The 19,872-nt window shown below is 42.5% G+C and carries 20 protein-coding genes; 4 read left to right on the forward strand and 16 right to left on the reverse strand.

Annotation, left to right across the window (positions count from 1 at the left end; translation table 11 throughout):
• Positions 1–10: 10 nt before the first annotated feature.
• From fabD to yceD, 5 genes are read right to left on the reverse strand one after another with little or no spacing between them, the layout of a single operon-like run.
• Positions 11–943 carry an ACP S-malonyltransferase gene (gene fabD / locus K5609_RS11450; RefSeq protein WP_221077249.1) on the reverse strand — a complete coding sequence of 311 codons (933 nt, stop codon included), beginning with the start codon at positions 941–943 and terminating at the stop codon, positions 11–13.
• A gap of 15 nt (positions 944–958) precedes the next feature.
• A complete protein-coding gene (locus K5609_RS11455; RefSeq protein ID WP_221073772.1) occupies positions 959–1,918 on the reverse strand; it encodes a beta-ketoacyl-ACP synthase III in 960 nt (319 codons plus the stop codon).
• Positions 1,919–1,925: 7 nt separating this feature from the next.
• Positions 1,926–2,951, reverse strand: coding sequence for a phosphate acyltransferase PlsX (plsX, locus tag K5609_RS11460; protein WP_221073773.1), 1,026 nt, complete (start codon positions 2,949–2,951; stop codon positions 1,926–1,928).
• An 11-nt stretch (positions 2,952–2,962) separates the two neighbouring features.
• On the reverse strand, positions 2,963–3,136 hold the full coding sequence (rpmF, locus tag K5609_RS11465) for a 50S ribosomal protein L32 (protein WP_016403344.1): 174 nt from the start codon (positions 3,134–3,136) through the stop codon (positions 2,963–2,965).
• A 12-nt stretch (positions 3,137–3,148) separates the two neighbouring features.
• On the reverse strand, positions 3,149–3,679 hold the full coding sequence (yceD, locus tag K5609_RS11470; protein ID WP_163134352.1) for a 23S rRNA accumulation protein YceD: 531 nt from the start codon (positions 3,677–3,679) through the stop codon (positions 3,149–3,151).
• A gap of 130 nt (positions 3,680–3,809) precedes the next feature.
• Here yceD and K5609_RS11475 point away from each other — a divergent pair, with 130 nt between their 5' ends.
• Positions 3,810–4,394, forward strand: a complete 585-nt coding sequence (locus K5609_RS11475) for a Maf family protein (protein ID WP_221073774.1) — start codon at positions 3,810–3,812, stop codon at positions 4,392–4,394.
• A gap of 42 nt (positions 4,395–4,436) precedes the next feature.
• Here K5609_RS11475 and rluC read toward each other — a convergent pair whose 3' ends face one another.
• Positions 4,437–5,387 (reverse strand): 23S rRNA pseudouridine(955/2504/2580) synthase RluC, encoded by a 951-nt coding sequence (gene rluC, locus K5609_RS11480; protein WP_221073775.1) that lies wholly within the window; start codon positions 5,385–5,387, stop codon positions 4,437–4,439.
• Positions 5,388–5,800: 413 nt separating this feature from the next.
• Between rluC and rne the strand changes: the two genes are divergently transcribed.
• On the forward strand, positions 5,801–8,770 hold the full coding sequence (gene rne / locus K5609_RS11485) for a ribonuclease E (RefSeq protein WP_221073776.1): 2,970 nt from the start codon (positions 5,801–5,803) through the stop codon (positions 8,768–8,770).
• A gap of 76 nt (positions 8,771–8,846) precedes the next feature.
• Here rne and K5609_RS11490 read toward each other — a convergent pair whose 3' ends face one another.
• The 3 genes from K5609_RS11490 to udk all read right to left on the reverse strand — a co-directional run bounded on the left by K5609_RS11490 (position 8,847) and on the right by udk (position 11,992).
• On the reverse strand, positions 8,847–9,320 hold the full coding sequence (locus K5609_RS11490) for a low molecular weight protein-tyrosine-phosphatase (RefSeq protein WP_246611839.1): 474 nt from the start codon (positions 9,318–9,320) through the stop codon (positions 8,847–8,849).
• 43 nt (positions 9,321–9,363) lie between these two features.
• Positions 9,364–11,232, reverse strand: coding sequence for an AsmA family protein (locus K5609_RS11495; RefSeq protein ID WP_221073777.1), 1,869 nt, complete (start codon positions 11,230–11,232; stop codon positions 9,364–9,366).
• Between the two features lie 112 nt (positions 11,233–11,344).
• The gene (udk, locus tag K5609_RS11500) at positions 11,345–11,992 is read right to left on the reverse strand and encodes a uridine kinase (RefSeq protein ID WP_163133682.1); all 648 of its coding nucleotides are present in this window, start codon (positions 11,990–11,992) and stop codon (positions 11,345–11,347) included.
• A gap of 203 nt (positions 11,993–12,195) precedes the next feature.
• Between udk and metG the strand changes: the two genes are divergently transcribed.
• The gene (metG, locus tag K5609_RS11505) at positions 12,196–14,247 is read left to right on the forward strand and encodes a methionine--tRNA ligase (protein WP_221073778.1); all 2,052 of its coding nucleotides are present in this window, start codon (positions 12,196–12,198) and stop codon (positions 14,245–14,247) included.
• A gap of 35 nt (positions 14,248–14,282) precedes the next feature.
• Here the strand turns inward: metG and K5609_RS11510 are convergent, their stop codons facing one another.
• Positions 14,283–14,558: an acylphosphatase gene (locus tag K5609_RS11510; RefSeq protein ID WP_221073779.1), complete on the reverse strand. Its 276-nt coding sequence runs from the start codon at positions 14,556–14,558 to the stop codon at positions 14,283–14,285.
• A gap of 6 nt (positions 14,559–14,564) precedes the next feature.
• Positions 14,565–15,164, reverse strand: coding sequence for a GNAT family N-acetyltransferase (locus K5609_RS11515; RefSeq protein ID WP_221073780.1), 600 nt, complete (start codon positions 15,162–15,164; stop codon positions 14,565–14,567).
• Between the two features lie 334 nt (positions 15,165–15,498).
• On the opposite strand from K5609_RS11515, the gene moeA reads away from it, so the two are divergent.
• Positions 15,499–16,740, forward strand: coding sequence for a molybdopterin molybdotransferase MoeA (gene moeA / locus K5609_RS11520; RefSeq protein ID WP_221073781.1), 1,242 nt, complete (start codon positions 15,499–15,501; stop codon positions 16,738–16,740).
• On the opposite strand, the gene K5609_RS11525 is transcribed toward moeA, so the two are convergent.
• The 5 genes from K5609_RS11525 to moaD are packed head-to-tail and all read right to left on the reverse strand — an operon-like array spanning position 16,741 to position 19,862.
• Positions 16,741–17,778 carry an ATP-binding cassette domain-containing protein gene (locus K5609_RS11525; RefSeq protein ID WP_221073782.1) on the reverse strand — a complete coding sequence of 346 codons (1,038 nt, stop codon included), beginning with the start codon at positions 17,776–17,778 and terminating at the stop codon, positions 16,741–16,743.
• Positions 17,765–18,457 carry a molybdate ABC transporter permease subunit gene (gene modB / locus K5609_RS11530; protein WP_221073783.1) on the reverse strand — a complete coding sequence of 231 codons (693 nt, stop codon included), beginning with the start codon at positions 18,455–18,457 and terminating at the stop codon, positions 17,765–17,767. The genes K5609_RS11525 and modB overlap by 14 nt, the downstream gene beginning before the upstream one ends.
• Complete coding sequence (gene modA, locus K5609_RS11535; RefSeq protein WP_221073784.1) at positions 18,454–19,179, reverse strand: molybdate ABC transporter substrate-binding protein; 726 nt, start codon at positions 19,177–19,179, stop codon at positions 18,454–18,456. The genes modB and modA overlap by 4 nt, the downstream gene beginning before the upstream one ends.
• Positions 19,173–19,613: a molybdopterin synthase catalytic subunit MoaE gene (gene moaE / locus K5609_RS11540; RefSeq protein ID WP_221073785.1), complete on the reverse strand. Its 441-nt coding sequence runs from the start codon at positions 19,611–19,613 to the stop codon at positions 19,173–19,175. The genes modA and moaE overlap by 7 nt, the downstream gene beginning before the upstream one ends.
• On the reverse strand, positions 19,614–19,862 hold the full coding sequence (gene moaD / locus K5609_RS11545; RefSeq protein ID WP_246611840.1) for a molybdopterin converting factor subunit 1: 249 nt from the start codon (positions 19,860–19,862) through the stop codon (positions 19,614–19,616). It lies immediately after the preceding gene.
• Positions 19,863–19,872 lie beyond the last annotated feature (10 nt).

Here is a 19,872-nt window from a genome sequence, read left to right on the forward strand (position 1 = left end):
ATATTCCTCGTTACTTATTATCTAAAGCAGTTTTTATAGAAGTTACATCATTAATTGCTGCAGCAACTAATGGCTTGTGGATCCGTTTAACCAAACCACTAAGGACTTTTCCTGGGCCACACTCGTAAACAGTTTCAATTCCACGCGCAGCCATTGCTTCTACAGTTTCGGTCCAGCGAACTGGGCTGTATAGTTGTTTGATCAGCGCTAGCTTTATTGCTTTTGCGTCTCGCTCTATCGCCACATCTACGTTATTAATCACGTCAAATTTTGGCTCAGAGAATGAAATCCCTTCAATATATCCAGCTAACTCATCTGCAGCGGGTTGCATTAGTGCACAATGCGATGGCACGCTTACAGGTAGCGGTAATGCTCGCTTAGCGCCAGCTTCCTTACATAATACATTGGCACGATCTACCGCTTCTTTATGCCCAGCAATAACCACTTGGCCAGGAGAATTGAAGTTAACCGCAGTGACCACTTGGTCCTCAGCGGCTTTCTCACAGGCGTCAATAATCTCTTGATTGCCTAAACCAATGATGGCAGACATGGCACCAACGCCAGCAGGTACAGCTTTTTGCATCAACTGGCCTCGATATTCAACTAGTTTAAGGGCGTCAGTAAAGTCTAGTACACCGGCACAAGCTAGCGCAGAATACTCACCTAAGCTATGGCCAGCTAAAACCGCCGGTTTAGTGCCACCTAGCTCGTTCCATAAACGCCATAAGGCGACAGAAGCGGTTAGCAAAGCTGGTTGAGTACGACTGGTGTCGTTTAAATCTTCTGCAGGGCCATTGGCGATTAATCCTGCTAAATCATAACCAAGCACGTCTGATGCTTGTTTAAAGGTATCAGCAACTACCGGATACTCACTAATAAGCTCGGCTAACATGCCAACGCTTTGTGAGCCTTGTCCTGGAAATACAAATGCTAATTTACTCATCATCTATCCTAATAATTAAAATCTAACTAGGGCACTGCCCCACGCAAAACCACCACCAAAGGCTTCTAGTAATACTAGCTGGCCTCGTTGAATACGCCCGTCGGTTACTGCTTCATCTAAAGCAATGGGTACGGAGGCCGCTGATGTATTGCCATGTCTATCTAAAGTAAGCACCACTTTATCTAATGGCATAGCAAGTTTTTTGGCGGTAGCTTTAATAATTCTGAAATTGGCCTGATGTGGCACCAACCAATCTAATTCGGCTTTTTCTATGCCGTTGGCAGCAAGCGTTTCTGTCACAATCTCGCTTAAGCGAGTTACCGCGACTTTGAAGACTTCGTTGCCACTCATTGTCATGTACGACTCCATTTCGGTGCCGGACATACCACGTTGCGGATGTGGAAGTTTTAGCAAATCGCCGTAACGGCCATCTGCATGAATATGCGTAGACAATAGCCCTGGCTCTTCACTTGCGCCAAGTAACACTGCTCCGGCACCATCTCCAAATAAAATAATGGTAGAACGGTCGTCGGGATTACACATGTGCGACAACTTGTCGGCACCAATAACTAGTGCTTTTTTCACCAAACCACTTTTTATGTACTGGTCGGCAACACTTAAGGCATAAGTAAATCCTGCACATGCAGCAGCAATATCAAAAGCGGGTACACCTGGTAGCTCTAGCTTTGCTTGAACTTCACAAGCTGCTGCGGGAAATGCGTTCTCGCTTGAGGTAGTGGCAAGAATAATAAGTCCGATGTCTTTCTTATCTATATCGGCTCTTTCAATGGCTAATTCTGCTGCGAATGCGCCCATATCGGCAACTGACTCATTATTACCAGCAATTCGGCGTTCTTTAATACCGGTGCGGTCAGTAATCCATTGATCACTGGTTTCTACCATTTGCTCAAGATCTGAGTTAGTTCTTACATTCGTTGGCAGATAACTACCTGTAGATAATATTTTTGAGTACATAAAAGACTTAATGCTTATCAATTAATAAAGATTCAAGTTTGTCGGTTATACGGCTTGGAACTTGCTGTTGTATTTCGGCGACGGCTTGGTGAATAGCTTGCAAAAATGCCTTTTCATCGGCATGCCCATGACTCTTAATTACAATGCCGCGCAATCCTAACAGACTCGCTCCATTATACTGGTCGGGGTTCAGCTGTTTTAATTGAGATTTTAAGCTCGGTAAAAACAACTTGAGTATAAACCTCGCAAACCAGTTTACATCAAATTGTTTCTTTAATTTAGCCAGTATTAGTTGGGAAACACCTTCAGCTGTTTTAAGCGCAATATTGCCCACAAAACCATCACAAACGATTACGTCTGCTTTACCACTAAATATTTGATTCCCCTCAACAAAGCCAATGTAATTAATCGCGCTTGAGTTTTCAAGAAGTTGCGCGGTTTGTTTTACAACGTCATTGCCCTTAATTTGCTCTTCACCAATATTTAACAAAGCGACTCGTGGTTTAGGGAGGCCCCAAACACTTTCCGCTAATGATGCTCCCATTACGGCAAATTGCATTAATACTTCTGAATCACAACTTGAGTTAGCGCCTAAATCTAATAACAGGCTGCCTTGGCCGTTCTCTTCTGGTAGATGAGTCACTAAGGCTGGTCGCTCTATACCAGGTAACAATTTAAGGACTACTTTGGCCATTGCCATTAACGCACCTGTATTACCAGCGCTAACGCAGGCATCAGCTTGCTGTTGATGAACTAAATCAAGGGCTAAGCGCATTGAAGATTGGCGTCTAGAACGCAATGCAGTAATAGGTTTATCGTTAGCGGAAACAACTTGGCTGGAATGAACAAACTCTAAGCGAGGGTGCTGAGATATTTGCTGCTCTATTAACAGGGAGTTAATAAAGTGCTTGTCGCCTATTAAGGTAACATGCAAATGAGGGTAATAGTTAAGTGCCTGCGCAACGGCAGGCACTGTAACATGGGGGCCAACATCGCCCCCCATTGCATCAACTGCAATAGTAAGTTTTTGCAAAATGCAAAAATTTACTTGTTGATTACCTTGTTACCGCGGTAGTAACCGTCAGCAGTAACATGGTGACGACGGTGAAGCTCACCTGAAGTAGCGTCAGTTGTTAATGCAACATTGTTTTCGATCGCATCGTGTGAACGACGCATGCCACGTCTTGAACGTGTAACTTTACTTTTCTGAACAGCCATTGACCCAGTCTCCTAGTCTTTCTTTTTTAAACTTTGTAACACTGCAAACGGATTTGGTTTAGATTCTTCCTCTACAACGTCAATTTCACCAAATACTTGTTCGTTTTGCTGTACCTTGCAATCCTCTATCGGATGTTTAGGAATGATTGGCAACGCTAATAACAACTCGTCTTCAATCAATTCAGCCACTAAAAAGTAGTTGTCTTCATTTAATTGTAGTGGTTCGTAATCTTCTGGTAACTCTTCCACTTGCGATTCATCGCAGACTGGCGAGTAAGTAAACTCAACGTCAATAGCGTAACTAAAAGTTTCACTACAACGTTGGCACTCTAACTCAACCTCAGCTAACGCTTTGCCTTGAACGACAACCAAACCTTGCGGATCAGTTCCAAAGCGCAACCAGACGTCTACATCACTATTCACTTTCAAGGTTGCATCGCTAAAACGAGGCAATCGTTTGATTTCGAGGAAGCCCTCATAATCTAACTTTCGCTTAGCCGTCTTAAACGGGTCAATCTCTACTGGTAATTTCACTTTTTGCATAAGGCGCGCATAATATAGTTACACTCAGTGATAGTCAAAACAATTTGTGCTTTTTTCCTGCCTTTAAAGCATCGCTATCGCTAAAGATTGCGTTTAAAATCAGCAGACTGTTAATTTTGGTTAAAAAACGATGGATAATCGATTAATTCTTGCCTCAAGCTCTGCTTACAGAAAACAACTCTTACAAAAAGTTTGCCCTACATTTGATTGCTTCAATCCTGATATCGATGAATCGCCGAAGCATGGCGAAACACCTGAGCAATTAGTTTTACGTTTAGCTGAGCAAAAAGCACTTGCTGGGCAAACACTCTTTCCCAAGCATCTGATTATAGGCTCTGATCAAGTTTGCTGCATTAATGGTGAAATAGTAGGTAAACCTGGCAACCATCAAAAGGCGGTCGAACAATTAAAAGCAGCCAGTGGCCAAGTTATCACTTTTTATACTGGCTTAGCACTCTATAATAGCGATGCTCAGCAAATGCAAAGCCTAGCGGATACCTTTGAAGTAGGCTTTAGAGAACTCTCCGACAGCCTCATAGAGCATTACTTAAACGTAGAGCAACCCTATAACTGTGCCGGAAGCTTTAAAAGTGAAGGAGCTGGAATCGTGTTATTCAAGCATTTAAGAGGAGACGACCCGAATACGTTAATTGGCCTTCCTTTAATCAAGCTTTGTAGTTTATTAGAAAGCCAAGGTTTTAGATTACTAGCTTAGTGAAAGGATAAAGGAGATAAGCTCCTTTATCCTTAAATCCCACTACAAAGGATCAAGCTGATCACAAAAGCGCTTTAGGCTTGGCTCTAAGGCCGCGGTTAAATGCATTTCTTTTTGGGTAGCTGGGTGCTCAAAGCGAATTTGCCAGGCGTGCAAAAACAAACGATTTAGCCCTTTAGCCTCTGTCGCGGCGAGCAAAGCCTTATCAGTATACTTATCGTCTCCGGCAATGCTATGCCCTTCATATAAGCTGTGCACTCGTATTTGATGCGTTCTGCCAGTCACCGGGCTTGCTTTCATGAGAGTCATATCGGTAAACCTGCGTTCAATACGATAGCGAGTAAGCGAAGGCTTTCCTTCCGCTTGATCAACAATAACAATTCGCTCACCCGATGCCACTGCGTTTTTACGTAATGGAGCATCTACTGTTCTTACTGACTTTGGCCACTGACCATGCACTAAGGTGAGATAGTCTTTTTGAACAACCTTCTCTCTTAACTGGCGGTGCATCTCGCGAAGGGCGCTACGTTTTTTGGCAATGACTAGTAAACCAGAAGTATCACGGTCTATTCGATGAACCAGCTCTAAATAGCGACAATCTTGGCGCAATGAGCGTAAAGCTTCGATAACCCCGAAGCTTAAACCACTGCCACCATGTACAGCCATTCCAGAAGGCTTATTAAGTACCAGTAAACTGTCATCTTCATAAACAATTTGTTGTTCAAGCTGAACAACCTGATTGAGCTTGTTAGATGGTAGGCCTGTTTCCTCAGAAACACGGATAGGCGGAATTCTGACAATATCTTCTGCCACTATCTTATATTCGGGTTTAACGCGTTTTTTGTTAACCCGAACCTCCCCTTTGCGCAAAATGCGATAAATACGACTTTTAGGTACCCCTTTTAGCCGTTTTAATAGGAAGTTATCTATTCTTTGTCCAGCCTCGTCGTCACTAACCGTGACCATCTGAACTGCTTTATTTTCGGTATTCATAGCAAAAATTGTAACATGCTCATAAATAATTTGATGGAAAAATATAGCTTTGCTATATTTGTAAGGCTTAAAGTGCCCGTTTTTAAAGGTTTTCCTTATTTGGCACCGTATTCGAAGCGCATTATTTTGTAAATAATGACGCTGTCGAAACTAAGAATTTTCATAGCAACCTGATAGGCAATCACAATTATTTGCCTTAAATCAAAGCTATATAGAATAGATTGTAAAGTTCGGCAAGCTAAGCTTGCGGGACTCATATTTATAAAAGCGCCAAAATGCGCCCTAAGGACTAGAGAAGCTAACCGGGAGGTTACCTATACGCTCTTACATTAAACACAGGGTCTGGCCATTTAAGGCAGGTTAATTGCTGTCCATGAGGTTGTTTTAATCAAACAAACCCCAAGGCAACATAAATGAAAAGAATGTTAATTAATGCAATGCAGCTAGAAGAGATGCGCGTTGCATTGGTCGATGGCCAACGGCTATACGATCTAGACATAGAAAGTCCTGGTCACGAACAGAAAAAAGCGAATATTTACAAAGGCAAAATTACCCGCGTAGAGCCAAGTTTAGAAGCTGCATTTGTTGACTACGGCGCAGAGCGCCATGGTTTCCTTCCAATGAAGGAAATTGCTCGCGAATACTTCCCAGAAGGCTACGTCTATCAAGGACGCCCAAGCATCAAGGAAGTAGTTAAAGAAGGCCAAGAAGTCATCGTTCAAATCGATAAAGAAGAACGTGGCAACAAAGGCGCAGCTTTAACTACTTTTATCAGCTTAGCTGGAAGCTACTTGGTATTAATGCCAAATAACCCTCGTGCAGGTGGTATTTCTCGCCGTATCGAAGGTGACGAACGCACTCAGCTTAAAGAAGCAATGAATGGTCTTGAATTACCAAATGGCATGGGACTTATCGTTCGTACTGCTGGCGTTGGTAAGTCTGCTGAAGAGCTTCAATGGGATCTAAAAGTACTGCTTAATCACTGGGGCGCTATTACAGATGCTTCAGAGTCTAAGTCAGCTCCTTTCCTTATTCACCAAGAAAGCAATGTAATTGTTCGCGCAATCCGTGATTACTTACGTCGTGATGTTGGCGAAATTCTCATCGATAATAAAACCATCTTTGAGCAAGCTAAAAAGCACATCGAATTGGTTCGCCCAGATTTCGTAAGCCGTGTAAAACGTTACGAAGGCGAAGTACCAATGTTCAATCATTACCAGATTGAATCGCAAATCGAATCAGCTTTCCAACGCGAAGTGCGCCTTCCATCAGGCGGCTCGATTGTCATTGATCCAACTGAAGCCTTAACCTCAATTGATATTAACTCTGCTCGTGCAACTAAGGGCGGAGATATTGAAGAAACAGCACTGCAAACCAACTTGGAAGCATCAGACGAAATTGCTCGCCAACTGCGCTTGCGTGACTTAGGCGGTCTAGTCGTTATCGACTTCATCGATATGACGCCGGTTAAAAACCAACGTGAAGTAGAAAATCGCTTCCGTGAAGCAGTACGCCAAGACCGAGCTCGTGTTCAAGTTGGTCGTATTTCACGCTTCGGTTTATTAGAAATGTCACGCCAACGTCTACGTCCATCACTAGGTGAATCAAGCACCCACATTTGTCCTCGCTGTAACGGCCAAGGAACAATTCGAGACAACGAGTCTTTAGCATTATCTATTCTTCGTTTGTTCGAAGAAGAAGCGCTGAAAGAGAATACTTCAGAAGTACATGCTCAAGTACCAGTGCCTGTAGCGGCTTACTTGCTTAACGAAAAACGCGTTGCCATTAACAAGCTTGAAAAACGCCATAACGTTCGATTAGTGATTATTCCTAATCAACATATGGAAACGCCTCACTACGACGTAACGCGAGTTCGTTCTGGTGAAGAAACTCAAGAGACTAGTTATCAGCTTACCGCTGAAAACCCATCTCCTGTTTATCAACCAAACCAAGTAGCTAAAGAGAAAATTGAGGCCGAACAGCCAGTGCTGCAAGGTTTTAGTTCACCAGCGGCACCAAGTGCTCCTGCCAAAACTAGCAAACCAGCTAATAAAGCTGCAGAGCCTTCGTTGTTAACCCGCATCATCGCATTCTTTAGTGCCATGTTTGCAAGCGAAGAGAAGCCTGCTCCAAAGAAACAAACTCGTAGCAAAAATACCCAACGAGATACACGCAATAATCGTCGCAACAATCAACGTGGTGATAAGCGTAATAACAAAAATCAAGAACGTCCTGAGCGCAAAGAGCGTAGCGAGCGAAACGAAGGTTCAAACAGTAACCGCCGTCGTAAAGATCAACGCAATAAACCTGCTAGAGACAAGGCCGAAAGCGAAACTCCGCAAGAAGCTAAACCTACTAAGCAACAAGCGCCAAAAGAGCAGAAAGAGCAAAAAGAAAGACAGGTTAAAGAACGCCGTGAGCGTCGTAACTTGCGTAAAAAAGTTCGCGTAAAGGCAGAAAAGCCAAACAATGAAGCTAGTGAGCAAAAAGCTGATCAAGCAATTGTGGAAAAGCCAGTGGCTAAGAAAGCAGAGCAAACTTCACCTAAAGCTGAAGCTCCTGCAGCGCAAACTAACGACAATGCTGAAGTGCCGAAGCCTAAGCGCCGTCGTCGCTCTTCAAGCAGTGCTGGTCGTAAACGTTTTAATGACTTACCAAAAGCAGAGACTAGTGCACAAGAATCAGCTGTTGATACACGTTACCCAGAAAACGAAGCCAGTAGTGCGCCAGTTGTAGAAGCTAAAGCCGAAGCACCTGCTGTTGACGCGAAAGCCGAAGCTCCTGTAGTCGAAGCAAAAGCTGAAGCGCCTGTGGTTGAAGCAAAAGCTGAAGCACCTGTAGTTGAAGCAAAAGCTGAAGCACCTGTAGTTGAAGCAAAAGCTGAAGCACCTGTAGTTGAAGCAAAAGCTGAAGCACCTGTAGTTGAAGCAAAAGCTGAAGCACCTGTAGTTGAAGCAAAAGCTGAAGCACCTGCGGTTGAAGCAAAAGCTGAAGCACCTGCGGTTGAAGCAAAAGCTGAAGCGCCTGCAGTTGAAGCAAAAGCTGAAGCACCTGCAGTTGAAGCAAAAGCCGAAGCGCCTGCAGTTGAAGCAAAAGCCGAAGCGCCTGCAGTTGAAGCAAAAGCGGATGCAATTAAAGCTGAAGTTAAGCCAAAACGTAGCAATCGAGGCAAATTAAAGCCTAGCAAAGTAGAAGGTAAAGGTAACGCTTCTGCAGTAATGGCAAAACCTGCAGCTGTAGTGCCAGCAGCTAAGCCAGAACAGACTGAAGAAGTAGTTAAGAAGCCTTATGTACGTAAACCAATTACTGTTGGTTCTCGCCGCGTTCAGTCAAGTAGCTCAAGTACTTCAGCGCAAAGTCCTATGAGTAAACCAAACGAATAGACCTTTGACAGATAAGTAACTAAAAAGGCCAGCAACATGCTGGCCTTTTTTAATGCTCTTTTTAATCAAAAATTAACTAGGTCTTTATCCGCTCAACAATGCCATCACTGGCTTGCTCTATCATTGCTAATACCTGTTTAAAACCTTGCACGCTACCGTAGTAAGGATCGGGCACTTCCTCTAACTCCACTCCACCAAAAGGCAGAATCAAGGCTATTTTGTGAAGATATTGTTCAGGGCAGTGTTTTTGTAAGTAACTTAGGTTTTTCTTATCGGATGCTAAGATCAAGTCAAACTTCGCAAAGTCTTTTTCCACCACTTTTCGTGAGCGAATGCCCTTAAAGCTATAGCCTTTCTCCTCGGCAATTCTTACTGCACGAGGATCTGGTTTGTCCCCTCGGTGATAATCCGTAGTTCCTGCTGAGTCGACTTTCACTTTGAGTTTGTGTTGTTTTAGCTTGGTTCGTAGCACGGCCTCTGCTGTGGTAGAGCGACAAATATTCCCCATGCATATCACCAACACCGATTTAACACCGATAAGTTTATTCACATATATCCCTTATAAAAAAGGCACCTAAAGTGCCTTTTACCATCTAGTTAAAGAAGCCGCCTAGGCTGTCGAGTATCTTTTTGCTGTCTTCGTTATCACCTAAGGCTTTCTTGAGCTCTTTGTTAACTGCTTCCTTAGCCTGGCCTTCAAACAGTTTTTTCATATCTAAATTAACTTTAGGTTCAGCCCAACTGCCTTTCACGTTAATTGGGATATCTAAGCCAGCCAAGTCGTTTTTAGAGCCTTGCCCCTCTAAACTTGCCACCACCTTTGTGATGAACTCAAAATTTAGACTTTCTTTAATTAAATGGGTTTGCCCTTTGCCATCAATGCGTAACAATGGCGAAGACATTTGCATTTTATTCACCTTAGCTAAAGAGTTACCCAAGCTTGAATTAATCACTAATTCACTGAAGTCAGTTTTTTGTTCCTGCTGTGCTTGAGACTTGTCACCGCCTTTAATAGCCGCTTTGGCTGAGCGAATCATTTGTGGAATATTAACTCCATAAATAGCTCCATCAGTAAACGTGGCATTTATAGGGCCTGATATTTTCTTCTTAATAGCAGTAGGTGTTAATCCATTGCCTTTTAGCTTGAGATCTACGTTTAAACCGCCAGCAACAAAATCAAAATCAGCAGCATCACTTAGCAATGGTCGAGCTTGAACACCAAGCAGCTTAGCGCTAGTCGAATAACTTGCTACCGGCTTTTGCCCATTAATCACTGCATTGCTTTCTAGACGTCCACCATAAAGATTTGCACTCAGTTCTTTTAAACGCAAAATGCCATCTTTAATTTGCACTTGCTGCTTAATATCTTCGATGTGAAGTTTTTGGTGTTGTAATTTGTCGATGCTTAGCGTGCCATCTAGGTTTAAGGTTTTTAGCACCGTTAAATCAGGCTCTTGTTCTTCAATAGGTGCAGTTGTTGATGTATTTCCCTCATCATTAGACTCAGCACTCGCTGTTGATTCACCAACAAAATTAGCGGTATCTAATAACGGAATATTAAAGTCAAACTTAATGCTTGGTATGTCGCTAAGCACAACACTACTACTACCTACAATTTGCGTTTTACCGTCGATGTCTATCGCTAGTTTAGAAAGCTCAGCGGTTTTACTATGCATCGTGTAAGACAAAGCTAACTCAGCTTGAACATCCATTGCGCCATTAGGTATTGCACTACCTTGCAAGTTCAAGCCATTGCTAACATCCGTTAAGGCAATCTTGCTAAAGTCTTCAGCGATGAATATCAAACCGCTTGCTTGTTGTTCCACTAAGATTTCACCATCATCAAATTTTAGCGAGAGACTAAAACCGTTATCTTTACCAAGCTCTAGGCCATCTAATCTAAAGTTAACAGGGCCTAACTTTTGGGTTTTATTTAAGGCTAAATCAATCAGTTCAACATTGGCGTCAACGATTTCTATGCCTGCCAAACTAACATTCCAGCCAGCTGGCGCAGAACTAGAAGACTCTTCGTCACTTGCAGGCTCACTTGGCGCAGATTGGCTTTCATTAGTTTGAGTTAAATCATCAAGGCTAGTACTTCCATCAGCTTTGGTTTGATGGCGTAAGGTTAAACCCCGAACAGAGATATCCCCTACTTCGATACTTTTGCTAAACAAAGGCATTAAGGCTACTGACATTTCGGCACCGGCAATACTAATGGTATCACCGTCACCAAATTCAGGGTTGTCGCGAAGCCTTAAGCTCCCTAACTCAAAACCAATACTAGGAAAAAAACGCCAGCCTAGATCGCCTTCAATAACTAATTCTCTGCCGGTTGTCTCCTTGGTTTTTTCGACCAAAAGCTTTTTAATATCATCGGTGTTCACCGTTGATACAGCGACAACAACACCAATAACCAGTAGTACAACCAGGGCCGCTACAACATAGAGCAACTTTTTCATAATCTTCCCTATTTACAAAGCTGTTGAATAAGTATGTGCTTAAATTCTAAAAAGTAATTCAGTATTTACATTATTATCGGTTTATCTAGTTCGTTAGATTTTTATCAAAAACTTAGTTTGAAGCCAATAAGTCGCGAATCTTGGCATTAATAATATCGATAGCAATGCGGTTTTTCCCACCGCGTGGAATGATCACATCGGCATATTGCTTAGAAGGCTCAACAAACTGAAGGAACATAGGGCGAACGGTATTGTGATATTGAGACAATACCGAATCTAAAGTTCTGCCACGCTCTTTTACATCACGCTGAATTCTTCGCGCTAAACAAATATCTAAGGGTGTATCCACAAAAATACTGATGTCCAACTGTTCTCGAATAGCTGGATCGGTAAAAAGTAAAATGCCCTCTAGTACAATGATTTTTGTTGGTTTCACTGTTCTTGTTTCAGCCATACGGTTATTTACTTTGTAACTGTATTGAGGCTGCTCGATGGGCTCTCCACCCTTTAGTTGTTTTAAGTGCTCAACTAACAAATCATGATCCATAGCCTTGGGATGGTCATAGTTAGTTTGTTTGCGTTGCTCTGGCGTAATGTGGCTTTGGTCTTTGTAATAGCTGTCTTCATTAATTACTACGATGCAGCTATCACCTAGCTCGGTGCGAATATCGTTAACGATGGTTTGAGAGAACAAACTTTTACCTGAAGCAGACGCTCCAGAGATCCCAATTACTACGATATTATGATCTTGATTTTGCATAGAAATAACCTAGTTCTTTTGGCGCAATTATAGGTGCAATATAACTATTAGTCATTACGCGAATGGGGTGCAGATAAATATTTCAACTTAAATAACTATAAGTTATCCCGGTAGGCATTAGGATACTAGGCATCACCTGCCGCATAAGGTAATATTGGCAGCCTTGAATTACCCGTTAATTGACTGAGCTTACAGTAGATCACATGACAAACGAACAACGTAAAATTCTGGTTACCAGCGCCTTACCTTATGCCAATGGCCCTATTCACTTAGGCCACTTACTCGAATACATACAAACAGACATTTGGGTTCGTTTCCAAAAACTACGCGGCAATACTTGTACTTACGTATGTGCCGATGATGCGCACGGTACACCTATTATGCTAAAAGCTCAGCAAATGGGAATTACACCTGAGGAAATGATTAACCAGGTACACGTTGAACACAGTGCAGACTTTAATGAATTCCACATCGAGTTTGATAACTACCACTCTACGCATAGCCCAGAAAACCAAGCTTTATCTGAAGAGATATACAATAAGCTTAATCAAGCTGGTCACATTAAAACACGTACCATCTCTCAGCTATTCGACCCTGAGAAAAACATGTTTTTGCCAGACCGATTTGTAAAAGGTACTTGCCCTAAATGTCATAGTGAAGATCAAAACGGTGATAACTGTGATAACTGTGGCGCTACCTACAGCCCAACAGATTTGCTATCACCTAAATCAGTGATTTCTGGGGCCGAGCCAATACTTAAAGACTCAGAGCACTACTTCTTCGATTTGCCGGCCTTTCAAAAGATGCTGAAAGACTGGACAATTTCAGGTTCGCTGCAAGAAGAAATGTCTAACAAGCTAAACGAGTGGTTTGAACAAGGTTTACAACAATGGGACATTAGCCGCGACGCGCCCTACTTCGGGTTTAAGATCCCAGGAACCGAAGACAAATATTTTTATGTTTGGCTAGATGCCCCAATTGGTTACATGGGCAGCTTTAAGAACCTATGTGACAAACGCGGCGACTTAAACTTTGACGAATACTGGAATAAAGACTCAGACGCTGAGGTTTATCACTTTATCGGTAAAGACATTATTTACTTCCACAGTTTGTTTTGGCCAGCCATGTTAGAAGGTGCAGGTTTCCGCAAGCCTACTAGCGTTTATGCTCATGGCTATGTAACGGTAAACGGCGCCAAAATGTCTAAGTCTCGCGGCACATTTATTAAGGCGCGAACCTATCTTGATCACTTAGACCCTGAGTACTTGCGTTACTATTACGCCGCTAAGCTAAATAATAGAATTGATGACCTAGATTTAAACTTAGAAGATTTTGCACAACGGGTTAACTCAGACTTAGTAGGTAAAGTGATTAACATTGCTAGCCGTACAGCTGGGTTTATTAGTAAACGCTTTAATGCAACCTTATCTCCTGTAGTAAGCAACCAAGCCTTGCTAGATGAGTTTGTCGCTGCCGAAGCTAGCATTGCTGCTCTGTACGAAGGTCGTGAGTTTGGCAAAGCCATGCGCGAGATTATGGCCTTAGCCGATAAAGCTAACCAGTACATTGCTGAAGAAGCCCCTTGGCAGTTGGCTAAAAGTGAAGATACATTAGAACGTGCTCACCAAGTGTGCTCTATGGGTATTCACTTGTTCCGTGTACTTATTACTTACTTAAAGCCTGTATTACCAAAACTCGCTGAAAAAGTTGAGCAATTCTTAAATATTGAACTTAAGTGGGCCGACATAAATAACACCCTAGTTAGTCATGAAATCCAAAGCTTCAAAGCATTAATGCAACGCATTGATATGAAGCATGTTGAAGCAATGGTTGATGCATCTAAAGATAACTTGGTGGCGACTACTGCTGCTAAAAAAGGTGATAAAAAGCCTGCAGAAAAAACCAAAAGTGACATTGAGCCCATAGCCGACACAATCAGTTTTGATGAATTCGCTAAAATCGACTTACGCATTGCTAAAATCGTAAAAGCCTCGCATGTAGAAAAGGCAGAGAAACTGCTACGCCTCGAATTAGATATTGGTACTGAAACTCGCCAAGTATTTGCGGGTATTAAGTCAGCTTATGCGCCTGAAGACTTAGAAGGCAAACTTACCGTTATGGTGGCGAATCTAGCACCGCGTAAGATGCGCTTTGGTGAATCTCAAGGAATGGTGCTTGCTGCTGGACCAGGTGGAAAAGATCTTTGGATTTTGAGCCCAGGAGATGGTGCGCAGCCTGGAATGCGAGTAATGTAAAACAGAAAGGCGCCAATAGGCGCCTTTTTTAATTGTTAGTAAGCGTTAAAACCTGAAAAACTGTATTGCTCTATGGCTAACATTTCGAGTGTTTCAACTTCTTTTACTACTGCATAAGGTGATGCATGATGAAGGAATGAAAGCAGTTCAAGTAATTGTGCTTCTTCACCTTCTGCTAGTACTTCTACATCACCAGAGCTCAAGTTCTTCGCATAACCCACAAGATCTAAGCGTAGTGCTTTAACTTGGGTATGGTATCGATAACCAACACTCTGCACTTTACCTTTGGCTAAGGCTTTTAAACGAAACACGATGGTTCATCCCATCACCGGTTTAACTTCATTAAGGCCGGTAAATTCGAAACCAAGATTTTCTACAGGTACGTTTTCAAGAGGCACACTGCAACGGTCAAGATCCAAGCAAAAATAACGTTGCAGTTGATATTGGGCATTAAGTTGTTCAACTTCGTTGAAACCAAACTGACTAAGCGTCCAACGTAAACGCTCATCTCTACAATTACAAATTAGGCTAAGCAAGGTAAAGCCTTGATTAAGGGCGTAACACCTTGCCCAATCTACCATTAACTTGGCTAAACCTTTGCCTGCAAAGTCTCTATTAACCGTGAGTTTGTGCATGAATAAGCTTTCACGTCTTACTTCAGGTTCGACTTCTATCGCCCCACTGCGATTATTTAGAATCATAGCTGCTACGGGTTTACCCGCGATATATCCCATGTACATTTCATCTAAGCGATGATTTGCAAGTAAGGAATGTGGGGTAATTTGATGAAATTTCCAAAGCGGTTCGCCTCTTGATTCGAACCAACTTGCCGCTTCCATTAGTAATTCACAGAACTGATAAAGCTCAATACTAGATATAGAACGAACCACCAAATTAGGTGTCGCTTCGCTTGACATATCAACTCCCTTGATAAGTACTAAAACTGTGACCGATAACCAGTTGTGAATAACATGTTACACACAATAACTATAAGTTAAAAGCATTGTTCACAGAAACAAGCGCCTTATTTTCACCCCACAAGGTATTGCTTACAGCATAAAAAACACTAACGCACCAAACAAACAAAGTTAATCACTAGGTTGGCCTTAACTTGCTGACAAATCCATACAATACTTAAGCTTTATTAAGGAACTTTCGCTACCAGCAAAAATTGCGGGTAATCACTGATAATCAAACACATAAATGCGATAATCAAAGGTAATATTAAACTCAATACACTATAGGGAAACCATGGACTGCTGTAGTCAACCTGGCTTAATGCCTATCGAGCAAGCTAAATCTTTATTACGCGATAGCACAGAGCTAAAAACCAAAATACAGACTGTGAGTTTAAATGAAGCTCTTAATAGAGTGTTAGCCGAAGATGTTGTATCGCCCATTAATATCCCTCCTTTTGATAATAGTGCGATGGACGGCTACGCCATTTGTGCAGAGCAAATGCCAAATAACAATACCCTTCCGCTTAGCCATAAAGTATTTGCCGGGGATACCCAGCAAATAGCTTTAGAAGCCGGTCACTGTGTGAGAATTATGACTGGCGCTCCCTTGCCTCCAGGTTGTGATGCGGTAGAAATGCAAGAAAATACAGAGGCTAGTGAAGATAAAGAACAACAAATTACTTTTAAGAAGCCAATTAATAAAGGCAAGAACGTTCGCTTAAAAGGTGAAGATGTTAAACAAGGTCAAGTTGTTATCCCTGCCAACACCAGACTTAACTCTAGCCACATTGGTTTACTCGCCACACTTGGTATTAACACGATAGCAGTGCAAAGTTTATTGAAGGTGGCGCTGTTTTCCAGCGGCGACGAATTAATCCAACCAGGCAAACCTTTAAAGCACGGGCAAATCTACGACAGCAACCGTTTTGCCATACGCGCCCTTCTAGCTAAGTTACCCGTGGAGATTATTGACTTAGGCGTTATAGCAGACGACAAGCAACTGGTTACCGACGCTTTCGTTAAGGCAGATAAAATGGCCGACATAGTGATATGCAGTGGTGGAGTATCAGTGGGTGAAGCGGATTACACTAAACTTGTCTTAGACGAAATTGGTAATATCAACTTTTGGAAGTTAGCCATTAAGCCAGGAAAGCCTTTTGCTTTTGGTCAGCTACCTAACTCCTACTTTATTGGCTTGCCCGGTAATCCCGTTTCTGCTTATGTCACATTCTACAAATTGGCAATGCTAGTCATCAGCAAAGCCTGTGGATGGGCTTATGACGAGCCACTACAGGTGCAAGCCATATCACTACAGGACTTCAAGAAATCGCCAGGTAGAACAGATTACCAACGCGGCCTAGCTAGCATAAACCAAAGTGGTCAACTTCAAGTAAGCTCAACGGGCGCGCAAGGTAGTGCGATATTTACAAGCCTAACTCAGGCAAACTGTTTTGTAGTGCTTGAACAAGACAGAGGTCGGGTAAGCGCAGGTGAAATGGTCACAATTGAAATGTTTGCAGATCCCATTCTATAGTTAAAATTGGTTATGTAATTTCACGGCTTTGTGCATTAAAAATACGCTTTCGCCGGTTTTTAATGCCAAAGCTTGCTGAGCTTGTGGTGAGATTGGCACCTTAACAACTTCTCCTTCTAAGCTCACCGCAACATAACATGTTCCCGCTAAATGATTTACCGATAACACCTCAGCCTTCCACTGGTTTTGAGCGCTGCAGTGCTCTACAAAATGTTTAGACAAAACAATGTTACTGGGAGAAATACTCACTAGATGTACGCCCTCATCTAAGGCTTCTGGGCTTTCTGCCAACAAATATTGCTCACCAAATTCAAACCAGCGCCAGCCCTTGTCGGCTTGACGGTCACTTAGTTCAACGCTCAACACCATCGCTTGTTTAGACTTGCCGTTGTACTGGTTGATTAGCTCGAGGCTATTACCTAGCTCAGCCTGCTGACTGTCTTCTATAAGTAGCACTTTGTCGCTAAAAAATACTAAATCTTCTGGGTTATGTGAAATCAGCAAAGTGTAAATTGCGTGTTCGTTCAGCCATTTTTTAAGCACTTTTAGCAAGTGAGTCGCCGCTTGGCGGTCTAAGGCCGAAAAGGCCTCATCAAGTAACAATACCTTTGGCTCGGTAGCCAAGGCTCTAACTAAAGCCACTCGCTGAGCTTGACCACCTGAAAGATCTTGAGCGTTTTTGTTTAGTAGCTCCTTAATGCCAAAACTTTCTATTAATGATGCTAGTTCTTGATCATCTAAGCGTTGTGACAACTTAATGTTTTGCGCCACGCTAAGATGAGGAAACAGGTGACTGCCTTGAATGACAAAGGCTAAAGGCCGCTGAAAAGAAGCTAAGTGCGTTTTATCATCAAACCAAACTTGTTGCTGAAATTGAATGCTTCCAGATAAGGGCGTTTCTAACCCGGCTAGTAGCCGAAGCAAGCTAGTTTTACCTATCCCAGAAGGTCCGAATACGCCGGTTAGCAAGGGTAAAGTGAGTGGCTTTACGTTTAATATAAAGTCTTCTCTTTGGTAATGTAGATTAAAACTTAACACCCACACCCCCTACTCGCCTTTTAGCTCCAGAAACGCCATAAGTAAGCAATAAAGCAACAAAAGAGAAACCCAACAAAACCAGAGCTAAACGGTGTGCTGCGGCAAAGTTTAGGCTTTCGACATGATCAAACAACGCTATTGCAATCACTTGGGTTTCACCCGGAATATTACCGCCGATCATTAACACCACACCAAACTCTCCTAAGGTGTGGGCGAAACCAAGCACCATAGCAACGATAAAGCCACTTTTTGCTAATGGCAGTTCAATAAACAGAAGTTGTTTCCATCTTGGCATTCTTAGCACTTTCGCAGCATCCAAAATGCCAGGCTCAATTTGTTTAAAAGCACTTTGGATAGGTTGAATGACAAAAGGTAAAGAATACAAACAAGAAGCAAACACCAAACCCGAAAAACTAAAAGCCAGTTGGCTGCCAGTAATGGCTAGCCACCACTGACCTAAAAAGCTGTTAGGTGCAAAACCAATCAATAAATAAAAGCCTAAAACGGTGGGTGGAAGCACTATAGGTAATGCAACAACCGCTTCTACAATATGTTTAATTTTTGAGTGGCTGCGGGCTAACCACCACGCTAATGGCGTACCCAGCGCCAACAAAATTAAGCAACTTAAACTTGCCAATTTTATAGAAAGTAATATTGCTTGGTATTCAGCATCAGTCATGTTTGAGGTAACAAATATCCATTTTCAGTGATAATAGTTTGCGCACTAATACTTAACAAGTACTTATAGAATTCAATAGCTTGGACTTGGTCACTCAATAAAGCAACGTGTTGAACCACGCCATCGTGCAGACCTTGCGGCACTAACCAATAAGAGCCTTCAAAATTGGTTTGAATGGAGCGAGCCACAAAACCAGCAGCTATGTTGCCAGTGCTAACAAACTGAAAGACTTGCGAGACATTATTAGCCACCACTACTTTAGCAACACTATCTTTTTGTTCTGCTAATTGCTGAGCTGCGAAACCATAGGGAGCAAGTTTGGGGTTTGCATAGGCATACATTATGTCCCAGTTTTCCCATAGCGCACGATCTGTAACTTTTTGGCCTTTCGTGTCTACATAATTGGGAGCCCAAAATACCAACTGCCCTACTGCATAAGCCATTTCTTGCTTAGCTACCCCTGCATCCAAAAGCTGCTTGGGTCTAATGTCATCAGCGGAAAAAAACAAATCAAAAGGCGCTCCATGAGTGATCTGGTTATATAAGATCCCGGTAGAAGCACTGGCAATTCGGTAGTTAAATTGAGAGTTTAGGCGTTTATAATCTTCAGCCAATAGCTCGAGTGTGCTCTTAAAGTTGGCGGCAACGGCTATGGTTACAGGCTTGGAAAAGGTTAAACAGCTAGCAAATACAGCAAGTAAGCAAACTAAGCGAGCTACCATTTATTCTTCGCTTTAAGATCGGATTCACGTGCGTCAAGCCATACGTCACCTTCTAAGGTACGTTCTTTTTTCCAAAAAGTAGCTTTGGTTTTTAGGTAATCCATTATGAAATGGCAGGCTTCAAAGGAAGCTTCTCTGTGAGCGCTATTTACCCCAACAAACACTATCTGATCGCTAACATCAAGGTCACCAACTCTATGCACAATGCTCGCATCTTGTATCGGCCAGCGACTTTTTGCTTTTTCGATAATTTCTTTAAGCTGCGTTTCGGTCATTCCAGGATAGTGTTCAAGCGACAGACCTTTAACCTGTTGGTTTAAATTCATGTCTCTCACTAAACCCACAAAAAAGACAATAGCGCCAGCGCTTGCACGATTGCGCAACTGTTGGTACTCCTCTCCAACATCAAAGTCTTCTTGTTGTACTCTAATCATCTAACCACCTGTAACTGGTGGGAAAAAAGCAACTTCGTCGCCATCACTCAACATTGCAGTTTGGCTAAGGTGTTGTTGATTAAGTGCCATTAAAATTGCTTCATCATTTAGTACTTTCCATTGCTCACCTTTGGCAAGCAACAGCTGCTTAAGCACATTAGTATCACTGTCTGCAGGCAGCTCTACACTCATAGTATTTTCGCCTAACTGCTCTTTTAAACGAGCGAAAAATAGTACTTTAATTATCATCTAAACATCC

It is taken from the genome of Agarivorans aestuarii (assembly GCF_019670125.1).
GTDB lineage: Bacteria > Pseudomonadota > Gammaproteobacteria > Enterobacterales > Celerinatantimonadaceae > Agarivorans > Agarivorans aestuarii.